The sequence below is a fragment of the Ferdinandcohnia sp. SAFN-114 genome (assembly GCF_059415045.1).
This window is the reverse complement of sequence record NZ_JBPFDQ010000010.1, coordinates 25,914-41,342: the sequence shown is the minus strand read 5'-3', so window position 1 is coordinate 41,342 and position 15,429 is coordinate 25,914. Positions and strand designations below refer to the sequence as shown.

The 15,429-nt window shown below is 40.4% G+C and carries 13 protein-coding genes; 4 read left to right on the top strand and 9 right to left on the bottom strand.

Annotation, left to right across the window (positions count from 1 at the left end; genetic code table 11):
* Window positions 1-111: 111 nt before the first annotated feature.
* Window positions 112-936 carry a sulfite exporter TauE/SafE family protein gene (locus ACR65M_RS04995; RefSeq protein ID WP_440272742.1) on the bottom strand — a complete coding sequence of 275 codons (825 nt, stop codon included), beginning with the start codon at window positions 934-936 and terminating at the stop codon, window positions 112-114.
* Window positions 937-1,118: 182 nt separating this feature from the next.
* Between ACR65M_RS04995 and ACR65M_RS04990 the strand changes: the two genes are divergently transcribed.
* Entirely contained in the window at window positions 1,119-2,003 is an 885-nt protein-coding gene (locus ACR65M_RS04990) for a LysR family transcriptional regulator (RefSeq protein WP_440272725.1), read from the top strand.
* 140 nt (window positions 2,004-2,143) lie between these two features.
* Here ACR65M_RS04990 and mgrA read toward each other — a convergent pair whose 3' ends face one another.
* The 3 genes from mgrA to ACR65M_RS04975 all read right to left on the bottom strand — a co-directional run bounded on the left by mgrA (window position 2,144) and on the right by ACR65M_RS04975 (window position 5,579).
* Window positions 2,144-3,139, bottom strand: coding sequence for an L-glyceraldehyde 3-phosphate reductase (mgrA, locus tag ACR65M_RS04985; protein ID WP_440272724.1), 996 nt, complete (start codon window positions 3,137-3,139; stop codon window positions 2,144-2,146).
* An 86-nt stretch (window positions 3,140-3,225) separates the two neighbouring features.
* Window positions 3,226-4,722 (bottom strand): methyl-accepting chemotaxis protein, encoded by a 1,497-nt coding sequence (locus ACR65M_RS04980; RefSeq protein ID WP_165918116.1) that lies wholly within the window; start codon window positions 4,720-4,722, stop codon window positions 3,226-3,228.
* Between the two features lie 113 nt (window positions 4,723-4,835).
* Complete coding sequence (locus ACR65M_RS04975; RefSeq protein ID WP_440272723.1) at window positions 4,836-5,579, bottom strand: DUF4230 domain-containing protein; 744 nt, start codon at window positions 5,577-5,579, stop codon at window positions 4,836-4,838.
* A gap of 454 nt (window positions 5,580-6,033) precedes the next feature.
* Here ACR65M_RS04975 and ACR65M_RS04970 point away from each other — a divergent pair, with 454 nt between their 5' ends.
* Together ACR65M_RS04970 and ACR65M_RS04965 are read left to right on the top strand one after the other, a co-directional pair.
* Entirely contained in the window at window positions 6,034-6,165 is a 132-nt protein-coding gene (locus ACR65M_RS04970) for a hypothetical protein (RefSeq protein ID WP_440272722.1), read from the top strand.
* 34 nt (window positions 6,166-6,199) lie between these two features.
* The gene (locus tag ACR65M_RS04965; protein ID WP_121445792.1) at window positions 6,200-6,358 is read left to right on the top strand and encodes a Fur-regulated basic protein FbpA; all 159 of its coding nucleotides are present in this window, start codon (window positions 6,200-6,202) and stop codon (window positions 6,356-6,358) included.
* 187 nt (window positions 6,359-6,545) lie between these two features.
* On the opposite strand, the gene prfB is transcribed toward ACR65M_RS04965, so the two are convergent.
* The 5 genes from prfB to ACR65M_RS04940 all read right to left on the bottom strand — a co-directional run bounded on the left by prfB (window position 6,546) and on the right by ACR65M_RS04940 (window position 14,024).
* Window positions 6,546-7,647 (bottom strand): peptide chain release factor 2 gene (gene prfB, locus ACR65M_RS04960; protein ID WP_121445791.1). Its coding sequence is split into 2 segments (ribosomal slippage): window positions 6,546-7,574 and window positions 7,576-7,647, totalling 1,101 coding nucleotides; the frame shifts between segments, so codons are not numbered across the junction.
* Between the two features lie 320 nt (window positions 7,648-7,967).
* Window positions 7,968-10,478 carry a preprotein translocase subunit SecA gene (secA, locus tag ACR65M_RS04955; RefSeq protein ID WP_341333590.1) on the bottom strand — a complete coding sequence of 837 codons (2,511 nt, stop codon included), beginning with the start codon at window positions 10,476-10,478 and terminating at the stop codon, window positions 7,968-7,970.
* Window positions 10,479-11,034: 556 nt separating this feature from the next.
* Complete coding sequence (locus ACR65M_RS04950) at window positions 11,035-12,102, bottom strand: GGDEF domain-containing protein (protein WP_440272721.1); 1,068 nt, start codon at window positions 12,100-12,102, stop codon at window positions 11,035-11,037.
* Between the two features lie 543 nt (window positions 12,103-12,645).
* Entirely contained in the window at window positions 12,646-13,203 is a 558-nt protein-coding gene (gene hpf / locus ACR65M_RS04945; RefSeq protein ID WP_121445788.1) for a ribosome hibernation-promoting factor, HPF/YfiA family, read from the bottom strand.
* Between the two features lie 461 nt (window positions 13,204-13,664).
* Window positions 13,665-14,024: a winged helix-turn-helix transcriptional regulator gene (locus tag ACR65M_RS04940; RefSeq protein WP_440272720.1), complete on the bottom strand. Its 360-nt coding sequence runs from the start codon at window positions 14,022-14,024 to the stop codon at window positions 13,665-13,667.
* Between the two features lie 167 nt (window positions 14,025-14,191).
* Here ACR65M_RS04940 and fdhA point away from each other — a divergent pair, with 167 nt between their 5' ends.
* A complete protein-coding gene (gene fdhA / locus ACR65M_RS04935) occupies window positions 14,192-15,409 on the top strand; it encodes a formaldehyde dehydrogenase, glutathione-independent (RefSeq protein WP_440272719.1) in 1,218 nt (405 codons plus the stop codon).
* Window positions 15,410-15,429: the final 20 nt, after the last annotated feature.

Below are 15,429 nucleotides of genomic sequence, written 5' to 3'. Positions count from 1 at the left end.
ATTAGTAAAAAAGGTCAATGAATTTTAGTTAAAGTTTTACTAAACATTTAATTGCGGTTTTCTGGGTCCATACAAAAAAAAAAGAACCAAAGAGATATCCCCCTTTGGTTCTTAATGAAAATACATTCGAAACCCTATGATTATTAATAGAAAAGATAGCATTTGCATGATGACTCGACTTGGTATTTTTTGTGAGAGCAAGACGCCTAGCTGTGAACCAATGATAATCCCGGCTCCACCAAACGCAACGATCAGCCAATCGATATTCCCATGCCAGACCTGAAGAAAAACACCCACAGAAGAATATAAACATAAAGAAAAGATTGAGGTTGCGGTTGCGATATGGGTTGGAACACGAAAGATGTATACCAAAATTGGGACAAGCATCCAGCCTCCACCAATCCCCAGATAGCTTGAGAGAATCCCCATGAATAAACCAAGTGGAATGAGCCATTTACCTTGTAATCTTGTATTTACTTGTAGACTAGAGCTGACGTTATTCTCTGATTCCCCAGTTGCTGCGGTTTCTTTTTTTACTTCCTTCGTCATATTCTTCTTTTTTAGCAGATTCGTATTTTTCACGACTAAAAAGAAGCCCAAAAAGACAAGTACACTAGCAAAGAAAAAATAAAAATACGTAGAAGAATAGGCTTGAAGAAGTTGCACACCGATAAAAGTTCCTGGGAACGCCCCTATACCTAGCATGATTCCAGTTCGGTAATCAATCCGTTTCTGTTTTGCAAATCCAAAAACACCAGACAATGAGTTAATGAGTACAATGACTAGTCCTGTTCCTGCGGCAAGAACGGGATCAACATGAAAGAGAAGCAAGAGTGCCGGTACAAATAGAAAACCTCCACCTGCCCCAACAATCGCTCCATAACCACCAGCAAATATCCCGATTGCCACAAGTAAAACACCTGTTACGATATCCATCATTACGTTCCCCCTATGTATGACTCTCTATTAACCTATCAAACCTTTAAGTTGTAGTAAAATAACAATGTATAATAGGTCATAACAAAACGTAATACTGCTCACGATATAGAATAATACGAACTCATTCTTATATAATGAAAGTAATGAATATGGAAATTACGTATGAAAGGAGGGATACCATGAACATTGAAAATCTTAAACTCTTTTGCCTCGTGGTAGAAGAGGGAAGTATTACAAACGCTGCACGGATAAGTTATATCTCTCAACCAGCTGTCACGAAAAAGATTAGCCAGCTTGAAAATGAATATGGCACTTTGCTTTTTGAGAGAAATGGCGGGAGACTTGAACTAACAAAGGCTGGGGAAGTCCTTTATCCTTATGCGAAAGAAGTTATTGAAAATATCAAAAGGTCTTTCGATGCTGTTCAAAAAATGACTGGCAATGAGGAAGTCAATTTACATATAGGCGCAAGCTTAACGATTGGTGAATATCTATTACCTCAAATACTTGGCATGATCAAAAAAGGATATCCACATATCACATTCAGTCTTACAATCGGGAATACTCCAAATATGATTGCAATGCTTGAAAACAATGAAATTGATATCGCTCTTGTGGAAAGTCAAATAGAAAATCCAAACCTAAAAATTGAAAAATTCGCCGAAGATGAGCTTATTTTAGTCACTTCGAATGACCATCATTGGAAGAATCGAAAAACAATTACGATAGATGAATTAGTAGAGGAAAAAATGATTTGGCGGGAGCCTGAATCTGGTTCACGTCTAATTGTTGAAAATTACCTTCGTGATTATGGGATCCTTGAGGACATTGAGAGCGAAATGGAGCTTGGGAGTATTCAATCTATCAAAAGCGCCGTAGAAGCAGATCTAGGAATCAGCATTCTTCCAAGGATTACTGTTTTAAAAGAACTAGAGCTAGGAACATTATGTCAGATTAACATGGCCGATTTTTCTCTCACACGGTCACTATGGATGGTTCAAAAACCACATCGTTTTCCAAAAATAGGATTGCAACATTTTGTAGACTTTATCCGAAATCACTAAATAGATTTTCTTTGGGGTTATTACCATTCGGCCATGTAAAGAGAGTGTGCACTCCCAAATTACCTTTATTGAAATATAAAAGAGGAGTAACCTATCACTCACAGGCTACTCCCCTTTTATTATGCGCTGTACTAGTATAACTAGTTTTGCGCCAAAATATCCTCAATTTTGGTTAATTCCTCTTGAGTGAAGGAAAGATTTCGTAAAGCCGAAACATTGTCCTCGAGTTGACTCACTTTACTTGCACCAACCAGCGCTGATGTGACACGACCTTCACGGAGAACCCATGCCAATGCCATTTGCGCAAGACTTTGTCCTCTTTCTATCGCAAGAGCGTTTAACTGTTGGATTTTCCCTAAAACATTCTCTGTGATTTGATCTTTTTTAAGGAATGTATTTTGCTTAGCAGCCCTTGAATCAGTTGGAATGCCGCCAAGATATTTATTCGTTAATAATCCTTGTGCCATCGGGGAGAACACAATCGATCCCACACCATTTTCGGCCAACACATCCTGCAAGCCATCCTCAATCCAGCGGTCAAACATCGAATATCTCGGTTGATGAATAAGGAGTGGTGTACCTAACTCTTTCAGTATCCGAATGGCTTCTTGTGTTTGAGTCGGATTATAATTTGAAATTCCCACATATAGCGCTTTTCCTTGTCGTACGATCTGATCAAGAGCACCCATCGTCTCTTCAAGTGGTGTATGAGGGTCCGGGCGGTGTGAGTAAAAAATATCAACATACTCAAGGCCCATCCGTTTTAGACTTTGATCAAGGCTTGAAATCAAATACTTTCTTGAACCCCAGTCCCCATATGGACCTTCCCACATCTGGTAGCCAGCCTTTGTGGAAATAACCAATTCATCACGATACGGGGCAAAATCTGCCTTCATCATTTTCCCAAGCATTTCTTCAGCACTGCCTGGTGGTGGACCATAATTATTCGCTAAATCAAAATGAGTAATCCCAAGGTCAAATGCCTTTCTTAAGATGTTTCGTCCATTCTCAAAAGAATCGACTCCCCCGAAGTTGTGCCATAACCCTAATGAAATCGCTGGCAAAAATAAACCTGACTTTCCAACCCGATTATACTTCATCCCATCATAACGCCCTTCACTTGCCACATAAACCATTTGTATCCTCCTTTGGGACAGAGGGACAGGTCCCTCGCCCCACTTATTAATGATTGTGGGACAGTGGACCTTGTCCCCTTGACCTACTATTTTTCTTTAAAAATTTCCATCAATTCGGCTGTTGCGTCGTCTGTGTTTTGGACATAGGAGACGAGGTGTTGCATTTGGCCATTCTGGTTTTCGATGGATGCCGTAATTTCCTCAAGAGAAGCTGTTGTTTCTTCTATGATTGCAGCAAATTCACTCACTGATGTTTCAATGGAAATCGATGACTGGCTGATTTGGTTTGAGATTTTTTCGAAATGCTTAACGGCATCGTTCAGTTCGGACACTGTATCATCGATAACAGTGAAAACTCCTTTTGCATCCTTTGTAAGTTGAACACTTTCGTCCATTTTTATCGCATTTTCTGCCATATGCTTCTGCGTTAATGTCGTACTCTCGTTTACTTCTTTTAAATTCTCAGAAATGAGATTCGCCGTATTTGATGTCACCTCTGAAAGTTTTCGTATTTCAGATGCAACTACCGCAAATCCTCTACCACTATCACCTGCTCTTGCCGCTTCAATCGAAGCGTTAAGCGCTAATAAATTCGTTTGTGACGCAATTTCCTGAATTCGATCCGTAAACCCATTTGTTTCATTGATTTTTTCAACTAATAAATTCATTGTTTCAGACATTGAATGGACAGATACTTGAAAGTCTGTAATTTTTGAGAGTAAAAGGTCAATGGATTTATTTCCATTGTCAGCTGCTAAATTCGTATTCTCGGTCTGATTACTTAGGTGGTTCGAACCTTTTACAAGTTCCTGGACAATTCGATTAAGATCTTCGATGGATTCAGTAATGGTTGTCGCTGCCTCATTTTGCGTGTTCATTCCAGATGAGATTTCCGTAACGGCGATTGTCATCTCGTTAAAGGAGTGCATTTGCTCCTCACCTTGGCGACGGATGTTTGTGATGTTCTCGCTGATCACTTGTGAATTTTCCTCAAGCTGTGCCGCATGATGCCGTCTCATCTCAAGTAGGTGCTCGGTGTGCTTATGCGTTGCCTGAATATCCTGAGTCAACCTTCCAGTAACAATACTCTGGAAAAACAGAGTCGCAATAATTACCGAAAAGATCAAATAATAAATCACAATTTCCTTTGAGGTGTAGTTGAACTCATGTCCACTTGTAAGAAAAAATAAAACCGTTAATGCAATGGCACAAACTACGCCAAAGATTAGCGTTTTCCGTTTATTATAGATTGCAACCGTTGTTAATAGGTATAACGGTAAAAGGACAATTGGCGCCGATTGTGAGCTAGACATAATCACAAAGATAACCACCGAAATCCCTACGACCGAAATATAAGGTGTTTGTGTTAATAGGAGTTTCTTGTAAATCAGTAAGCATAAGATAGCAAGAAAGATCGCACCGCCAATTCCGATTATGAGAATCATTTGAAGTGGCTGACGAATCGAAACCTCAACAATAATTGCTAGAATGATAGAAATAAGTGAAACAATGCCGACCAATTTGTTTTTTCGGATAAGATCCTCTCGTTTTAACTCCTCAATAGATAAAACCGTTTCGTTCATAAGGTTGTCCCCCATTATTGATATCACCCTCTATTTTACCGTTTTTTAGGAGGTTTGAATATAGTAATTATGGGAAAGTGGGATTCAAACCAACTTGTATTGAGAGTGACATATTATTTAAAGGTTAGGTTCACTGTATAGTCTAGATTGTTAAAAAAGCTAGTCAAAACGTTTTCTGCGTTTCTTTCGGCGGTTTCTAATAGTCCCATCTCGATTGCCTCTTTCCGAATATCATCCTGGGCTTCAGCCACTAAATCAAAGCCTTCCACCCACTTCATCTCTCCACGAAATATTCCTTCATCTGAGAACGCGACTAACTTTTCCATCTGTATTGCTGGATCTTGGATTAGCTCTGCATGTGGGAGAACAATATCTAGCACTTTTTCTTTCTCATTTACATATAAATCATCCTTGGTGATTCCTTTTAAATCAACACCAGCAATCACGGTGCCCGGAACAATTAAAAATATCTCTCTCTTTGTGCCTGGAAGATTAATTGATATATCATTTCCAAACAACTTATTATCCTCTTGTCTGATCACTGCTTTCACAGAGGCTTCAGCTGTTGCGAGTGTAGCGAGTTCTTTGATATCTTCAACAAAAAACGTACTTTCTTTCTTAAACGTACTTCCAGATAAAAGCCAAACACTCCCTACTGAAACCGCAACGAGAAGGACAGCAACTAGGAGAATCCGTGCTCCTAGAGCTCGAAATAGAAACTTAAATAGCGTCCCAGACATGTTGCGATTTCTTCTTCTCTGGCCGACCACCGCAGTCGCGGCACTTTCTTCATTTGCTGATTTAAGTTCTTTTAAAATAGCTTCCAACTGCGCTATTGTTTCATCCTTTTTCCTCATAGAATCCAACCCCTTAAATGATAGTTTACTAGTTTTTTAAATAGGCAGATGAAAGGCTACACCTAACAGGGGTGTAGCCAAAGATATATGCGATATTAAAATGCAGTGCTTTAGTCATATTCTGAGTCATTTCTACTATTTTTGATAGTTTTCACTTATGGTTATTTTATCACAGGTCATTTTTAACTGTCACTCATTGATTGATACAAATAAGATTGAAAGTTTCGAGGTGATGTTGGGCTTATTTTTATAGAATTGACAAGGGGTATGAATCATTACAAGTTTTTCTTTTATTAATGAAAGTTAACAATTCATTTAAGAGTTGTAAATTGCAGATGAATCGACAAATTTTAAAGGTATGATTGTATATAATGACAAGAGTTGGAGGTTAGGAGTCAAAATTTGTTTTGCGCCTTTCTATGAATTGGAAAAGGACAAATGGTGGAGGTAATTTATGATGACTGTCGTTAACTTACTTGGTACATATATCTTGGGTGCCGTTATGATTATTTGGCTTTTGAATATCGTTTTTAAACAGATAAGTAAATATCATACTCGAATCAATGAAAATAAACACAATGAATGACGTACATATTTTTTTACTAGATAGAGGTGTTAAAATGGGAAATCTACTGCGAAAAGCTAGTCAGTCAAAAAAGAAGGTTCTAATTAATAAGTTGATAAAACAAGGAATTTATAAAAAAAATGAAAAGCATCTTTATGAATTGACTTTAAGAGAGCTTGAAAATGAGTATAAATTAATATACGACCGTGAATGACCTTCGTTCCTTTTACATGATCAGTGGCGCATCGAACCTGCTTATGGCCGATAAATCGAATTTATGGCCGTTAGCATAAGGGTTATGGACGATACTTTTCATTTATGGCCGTTATTTTATTTTTATGGCTGATAGCAAATTTCCGCTCAAAAAAAGAGACAGCCACAAGGCTGCCCCTCTCCACTTATTAATTCAATTTCGATCTCAAATATGCATCAATAAACAAGTCAATCTCGCCGTCCATTACACTTCCAGTATTACCAACCTCTACATTTGTGCGGTGGTCTTTTACCATGGAATATGGGTGGAAGACATAGGAGCGGATTTGGCTGCCCCAGCCGATTTCTTTTTGTTCACCGCGGATTTCGTCTAGTTCGGCTTGTTGTTTTTCAATCTCAAGCTGATATAACTTAGACTTCAACATTTTCATTGCTTGTTCGCGGTTTTTGATTTGTGAACGCTCAGTTTGACACGTTACAACCGTATTTGTTGGGAGATGTGTGATCCGAACAGCTGAGTCGGTGGTGTTGATGTGCTGACCACCCGCTCCACTCGCACGGTACGTATCGATTTTTAAATCTTCAGTGCGGATATCAATTTCGATATCATCGTTAAACTCGGGCATTACTTCACATGACACGAATGATGTGTGACGACGGCCTGAAGAGTCGAACGGTGAAATACGAACTAAGCGGTGCACTCCTTTTTCAGCCTTCAAATAGCCGTAGGCATTGTGTCCTTTGATTAAAAGAGTCACACTCTTAATTCCAGCTTCGTCTCCAGGAAGATAGTCCATTGTTTCAACCTTGAAGCCTTTTTTCTCGGCCCAACGAGTGTACATACGAAGAAGCATGGAGCCCCAGTCCTGTGATTCGGTACCACCCGCACCTGGGTGAAGCTCTAGGATTGCATTATTTTTATCATAAGGCTCGCTCAATAGGAGCTGTAATTCGAAATCACTTAAGCTTTTAGACAATTGTTGAATTTCTTCGTCTAGTTCAGCTTGCAAATCTGCATCAGGCTCTTCCTTCACAAGTTGATAGGTGAGCTCAAGATTCTCATATGAATCGTTTAAATTCACAAATTCATTGACTTGATCCTTTAATGCATTTGCTTCGTTGATGACAGTTTGGGCAGCATTCTGGTCATTCCAGAAGTCGGGCATTGACATAATTTCGTCAAGCTCGGTGATGCGCGCTTGTTTGGCCTCTAAGTCAAAGAGACCCCCTAAAACCCGCTAATTTCTTAGCCATTTTATCAAGTTCGTGCTTAATTTCTACTAATTCCATAATTTTTCCTCCAAGATGTAATCATTTAGTCAAATTCGCCTTGGCGTATTTGCGCCCAGATTTTTTCGAGCCTGCTCGAAAAGTTACCTTTGAAAATCTGTGGCATCCGCCGGAGGCTATAACTTTATTCAGTGGGGTTTTTAATCCCCTACTGAATAAAGTTATCATGATTCCTACTTCATTATCTTACTCATTTTTACATGATTAGTCTCTGATTTTTTTCGAAACAAAAGGTGAGAGTTGGCTCTCACCTTTTTCAATATTCATGTCTGGGACAAGGGACCTGTCCCTCTGTCCCAATTTGGGAAGTCTCTATATCTTTATTGACCGTGACAGTTTTTGAATTTTTTGCCGCTTCCGCAGTAGCATGGGTCGTTACGGCCGATGTCAACGGATTTTTGTACTGGGCGTTTTTTTGGCTTTTCTTCGCCGCCCTCTTTTGGTTGAACAGCATGGCCTTTCGCCACTTCTTCACGCTGAAGGTTGCTGCGGATTTGCGCCTTCATTACAAACTTCGCAACATCGTCTTCAATGGAAGCAATCATGTTTTCGAACATTGCAAAGCCTTCGAAATTGTATTCGCGAAGTGGGTCGTTTTGACCGTATGCACGTAAATGGATACCTTGGCGAAGCTGATCCATTTGGTCAATGTGATCCATCCACTTACTGTCAACAGCACGAAGCACGACAACACGCTCGAATTCACGCATTTGCTCAGGCTCAATTTGCTCTTCTTTTTCATCATAGCGTACTTTAACCTTTTCAAAAATGAGCTCGGACATTTCTTCAGGTTCTTTTCCACGAAGGTCGTCAATTGAAATGTCACCTTCATTTAGAAGATTCGCATTCACATGATCAACGATTCCTTTGTAGTTCCAGTCTTCTTCTACCTCATCCTTTGGTGTATGAGCGTGAATGACACGATCAAGTGAAGACTTAATCATATTTTCGACAACATCACGAAGGTTCTCAGAATCAAGAACTTCATAACGCTGTTTATAAATAACCTCACGTTGCTGACGAAGAACATCGTCATATTGTAAAAGTTGTTTACGTGCATCAAAGTTGTTACCCTCAACACGTTTTTGCGCAGATTCAACCGCTCTGGAGACCATTTTACTTTGAATTGGCTGGGAATCATCCATTCCTAGGCGCTCCATCATATTTTTCATATTGTCAGAACCGAAACGGCGCATAAGTTCATCTTCCATTGAAAGATAGAACTGTGTTACCCCTGGGTCCCCTTGACGACCTGCACGTCCACGAAGCTGGTTATCAATACGACGGCTCTCATGTCGCTCAGTACCAATTACCGCAAGTCCACCAAGTTCCTTAACACCCTCGCCAAGCTTGATGTCCGTACCACGACCAGCCATGTTTGTCGCGATGGTTACCGCGCCTTGTTGACCAGCTTGCTCAATGATTTCAGCTTCACGAGCGTGGTTTTTCGCGTTCAAGATATTATGCTTAACGCCTTTTTTCAATAAGTACTTCGAAATAATTTCAGATGTTTCAATCGCAACCGTACCAACTAAGACAGGTTGTCCCTTCGCATGGCGCTCAGCAATATCCTCAGCAACCGCGCGGAACTTGCCCTCGATGGACTTATAAATTAAATCAGGACGGTCATCACGGGCAATCGGACGATTCGTTGGAATCACAACAACATTCATATTGTAAATATTGCGGAATTCTTCTTCCTCAGTCTTTGCCGTACCCGTCATACCAGAAAGTTTCTCATACATACGGAAGTAGTTCTGGAATGTAATCGTTGCTAGCGTCATGCTTTCGTTTTGAATTTCGACGCCTTCTTTCGCCTCAATTGCTTGGTGAAGGCCTTCGCTATAACGACGTCCCTTCATGAGACGACCTGTGAATTGGTCAACGATGACGATTTGATCTTCCTCAACTACATAGTCAATGTCACGGTGCATACTCGCATTCGCTTTTAACGCTTGGTTGATGTGATGAATCAAAGCTACATTCGAAATATCAAATAGGTTTTCAATACCGAACACACGCTCAGCTTTTGAAATTCCTTCTTCAGTGAGTTGAACACCTTTTGTTTTTTCATCATAGGTGTAGTCTTCTTCTTTTTTAAGGGTTGTCACAAATCCATTCGCTTGAACGTAGAGTGCTGTTGATTTTTGAGCAGAACCGGAAATGATTAACGGTGTACGCGCCTCATCGATTAAGATTGAGTCAACTTCGTCAATAACGGCAAAATAAAGCGGACGTTGCACCATTTGTTCCTTATAAAGGACCATGTTATCACGTAAATAGTCGAAACCAAATTCATTGTTCGTACCATACGTAATATCAGCACGGTATGCTTCAATTTTTTCATCACGGGACATGGAGTTAAGGTTTAACCCAACACTTAGACCTAAAAACTCATAAAGTTGACCCATCTCGTGCGCATCACGGCTTGCAAGGTATTCGTTGACAGTGACAACGTGAACGCCTTTTCCAGTGATCGCATTTAAATAAACAGGCATAGTGGAAGTTAACGTTTTACCTTCCCCTGTTTTCATCTCAGAAATATTTCCTTCATGAAGGGAAATCCCCCCCATTAACTGAACGCGGTATGGGTGCAGACCCAACACACGCTTTGCACCTTCACGAACAACAGCGAAAGCTTCAACTAGTAAATCATCAAGTTTTTCACCTTTTTGGTATCGTTCCTTGAACTCTTCGGTTTTGTTGCGAAGGGCTTCATCAGAAAGCTTCTCCATCTCAGGATGAAGGGCCTCAATTTTATCTGCAAGTGTTTCCAAGCGCTTGATTGTGCGTTTGTTTGGATCAAAAACTTTGTTTAAAATTCCAAGCATCATGTACGCTCCTCTATCGTAAAATTCGTCAATTACGAGATTAATACGTGTTCAAAAAGGAGGATGAAAAGGACCGAGTAGTTCGAGGCGGTGCAGTTTTGAGTAGCGGAACGTATGCAGTTAATACGTGAGCAACGGAAAAGCAAGCCAACGAAGAAATTCGATGTGTCATTTTCACCGGACTTTTTGAACATCTTCTATTATGTATATCATCCATTTTACCACTAAAAGGGACAAGGGTAAAATATTATCGAGTTTCGTGATGTGAGGGGATTCGACAAAAGAGAAACGCGTAAGGTGTTTTAGTTGCTCGTCTACTAACAACTGCCACGTCCTGTGGCAAGCGTAGACGTCGTCACATCCAGTGAAAGTCTGACAAGCACAAGACGAGCTAGCATGAAGGATGTACTTTGACCTTCTTGATGGATTGGCTTGTGACCTCGAGCTGCTCAAAGCAAAGCTTTTCGTAAGATATTCTCAGAAGATTATCCAGGGTGAAGACTGGCTAGGTGCTGCAACTGGACACAAAAAAAGTACCCCACACTTAACGAGATACTTATATCGCATAATTGATTTGATTCCGGCCATTTTGCTTGGACGCATATAAGGAGTTGTCCGCTTTTTCAATGGCTTGATAAAGGTGATCCGGGTCTTTCAGTTCAGTAACACCGATTGATACAGTAATAGATAGCTTTTTGTTATCTGCCCAAAACGGTGTTGACTCAATCCCGCTACGAATATCAGAAACGATGTTCATCAGCTTTTCCTTTGATTCTGCCTCTAATAGTAAAATAAATTCCTCCCCACCATATCTTCCAAGTATCGATTTATAGGGGTGAACTATTTTATACAAAGTTTGTGCGACATTCTTCAAAACAGAATCGCCATTTAAGTGGCCGAATGTGTCATTGACTTTTTTAAAATGATCGATATCAATCATTACAATGTATTTTTTACGTTGGTTTGAGACTTTCTTAACGCGACTTTCGAAATAGCGCATATTGTATAGGCCTGTAAGAGGATCACGTTCTGCATAAAATCGAAGCTTTCGTTTCAACTCAATTTCTTGATTAAGTAGGTTAATGAAAAAATATAGGATAAATGCTGATACCTGTAGGGCAATTATCCGAACAAGATGGATTTCACTGAAAATCTCTAATCCATTTGGTACGAGAAAGATAATCGGGACATCCGAGATGAGCCAGCTGGCTATGATTAAAATGAACAGGGTATACGGCTTTGGCATGACTCGATCTTTTCTATGAAAAAGAAGAGCCAGCAACACAGGTAATACCATACCAAATACCACGCCTGGCATAGCTCCCACGCCACCCATGCCAAGCCTCCAGCTAACCGTTATGATTAGGATAGGAATCGCATGTTTCCACCCCAGCAAAAGTGAAAAAACCACCAATGGCACAAGGCGGAGATCGAACTGATATCCTTCAAAACGGATCGGCAAATAGAACAGAAAAATAACACAAGTCGCGGTAAGAATAAGAATACTCGCTGAGAAAAGATACTTGTGAATGGATTTTCGGTTGGATACTAATAGACTAATACACATATATAGAAATAAGATAATTGCAATATTTGAAAGAGTAGGTTGTAGGATAGTTGTCATCTAGATCCCTGCTTTAAAATCATTTAGTAAGGGTTGTCCCTCAAGTGTATTATCAATGATGTAGGGTTTTTTTGCCATGGGGGATTTACCCTATTTTTTAGTATGGTAGGAATGTCCTTTACATAAAGGCTCTGTTAATTAATAGTGTTGATTTCCGCTGCAGGTACTCGCTTTCCGCGGGCGGTCCGGAAGCCTCCTTAACGAATGTGGAGGCGGCTTGCACAGAAACGAGAAAATTGGAAACTCCGACAAAGAGGCGTATTTTGCCTCTGAAGGAGGAGTTGAAATTTCTCGAGTTTCTAGCCGCTGCAACTGGACAAGTCGCTATGCTCCTGCGGGGTCTCCCTTGGACACGCTTTTCCCGCAGGACGTTGAATTTGCTTCCTTGAAACTACACCGCACGAAGAAAATGCCAGCATTTTCGAGGATCTCGTACCTTCCACTCCAATCAACAAAATATAAGGTTCAACATCGACATTTAACACAGCCTACATAAAAGAGGCACAGCCTGAATTCAGACTGTGCACTCGTAAGTTAGTTGTATTAGTTAGGTTCAATGATGCCGTATTTACCATCTTTACGACGATACACGACATTGGTTGTATTGGTTTCCGCATTTGTGAAAACAAAGAAATTGTGGCCAAGCATATTCATTTGAAGAATCGCTTCTTCACTATCCATCGGTTTCAAATCAAAACGCTTGGTACGAACTAATTCGTAATCCTCGTCCTCGATATCCTGAACCGCAGTAGCAGTAGCTGCCCCGCCATTCTCAAACAGAGTGCGAGTAGAGCCTTTCTCACGAAGCTTACGGTTGACTTTTGTTTTATGCTTGCGGATTTGGCGTTCAAGCTTATCAGTCACAAGGTCAATCGCTGCATACATATCCTCATTAGACTCCTCCGCACGAAGCACAAGCTGTGTCATCGGAATCGTAACCTCTATTTTATGGTCCTTCGCATTATTTACTTTTAAGTTAACATTTACTTTTGCATCTGGAGTGCCATCGAAATAGCGTTCAAGCTTTCCTACCTTTTTCTCAACATACTCTCGCAATGCTGGAGTTACCTCAATGTTTTCACCACGAACGTTGTAATTCATACATGAACTCCTCCTTTTAACTCTAATGCATTGGACACAGCCAAGACCCTTTTTAGGGTAACCAACCTGTGTAACAATATAACCCTTTTTAAATTAAGGTTATATTAACTAATTCTACACACCCCTCCCCAATTCCTGCTTTTTTGTAAAATAAATATGGAGAAATTGTGAAATTGTAAACAATGTTTACACAAACAAAGCTATCCCCGTGGGTCACGGATGCGCCTTGGTTGGGTCACAGGGACAGGTCCCTTGTCCCACCAGAAAATGGATAAAATCGTTCCCGTTATCCTTTTTTCCTGCTAGTAATGTAAATTTGTAAACATTATGTGTAGGTGTAAAAATATATGCATGTCTAAGGTGAGTTATGAATGGAACTTGTGTGGTTTCTTAGATGGGATTGCTTGAAGAATTCTTCAGTAGTAGTATGTCCAACTATTTATTTTTTACCAGCGTTTACCTTAATTAGTAAAAGATTCGATATTTTGTTTTCCCCAATCGTACATCATGAAAACAATCGGCATTAGGCTTTGACCTAAATCTGTCAATGAATATTCCACTCTCGGAGGAACTTCGGGATATACTTTCCGATGAACAATGCCATCTTCCTCCAACTCTCGAACTTGGGTCGTTAACACCTTATGCGTTATTTTCGGAAATAATCGTTTAATTTCACTAAAGCGTAATGGACCACCCGTTGCTAAATAGTAAATAATCGTAATTTTCCATTTGCCGCTAATAATGGATAAGGTCAATTCCTTTTCACAATTAAATTCACCATTCTCAAGTTTCTTTCTGACTTCCCTCCGTAAATCATCCATTCAATACTTCTCCTCCTCACTGGCTCAAAAGTATCCTTGAGGTAATCTTCTCACAAAAAAGTGCGTTCTTCCAAACAAAAGATTTATTTTTTAGACTAGATGTAAGGTAGAGAATATTCAAATTCAAGAGAATTAACTCTATCAAAAGGAGATTGGGGGAAGGAAAAATGGCAGGAAACAGAGCTGTAGTATACAAAGGTCCTGGACGTGTAGCGATTGAAGATATTAGCTACCCAGATTTTATTCTTAGAGACGGACCGGGAGTAAATCCTTTAAATGTTGGTCGTAAGTGTGACCATGGGGTCATTATAAAAGTTGTTACCACTAATATTTGCGGAAGTGATCAGCATATGGTTCGTGGTCGGACGACGGCTCCATCGGGGCTTGTTCTCGGTCATGAAATTACGGGTGAGGTCATTGAGGTAGGACGCGATGTCGAATTTATTAAAAAAGGAGATCTTGTTTCCGTACCTTTTAATATTGCGTGTGGCCGATGCCGTAGTTGTAAAGAACAGAACACACATATTTGTGAAAATGTAAACCCAGACCGTCCAGGCTCCGCTTACGGATATGTCGACATGGGAGGCTGGGTCGGTGGACAATCCGAGTATGTAATGGTTCCTTATGCGGACTTCCAGTTGCTGAAGTTTCCAGATAAAGATCAAGCCTTAGAAAAAATCCTTGATTTAACGATGCTTTCTGATATTTTCCCAACAGGCTATCATGGTGCTGTGAGTGCTGGCGTAAAGCCTGGTACTACTGTATATGTTGCGGGAGCAGGCCCTGTTGGCTTGGCTGCAGCCCATTCTGCTCAACTTCTAGGTGCATCTGTTGTGATCGTTGGTGACTTAAATAAGGAGCGTCTTGCACAAGCGAGAAGCTTCGGTTGTGAAACTGTAAACCTTAGAGAACATCCAGACCTCGGCGAGCAAATCGAACAAATCTTAGGTGTGCCAGAGGTAGATTGTGCCATTGACTGCGTAGGTTTTGAAGCCCACGGACATGGTGCTGGCGCTGGTGAAGCGCCTGCTGCTGTTTTGAACTCCATTATGGAAGTAACCCGTGCCGGAGGTCGACTTGGTATTCCAGGATTATATGTTACAGGTGACCCAGGTGCAGTAGACGAGGATGCGAAAATCGGTACGTTAAAAGTTCGACTGGGACTTGGATGGGCGAAAGCACATACTTTCGTAACGGGCCAAACTCCAGTAATGAAATATCACCGTGACTTAATGATGGCGATCCTAAGTGGAAAAGCACAAATTGCGAAAGCAGTAAATGCTACACTGATTTCCTTAGATCAAGCAACAGCTGCATATGCTGAATTCGATCAAGGTGCTTCCAAAAAATTTGTCATTGACCCACATGGAATATTGAATAAATAAGGTATTTAAAAATAAGGAGG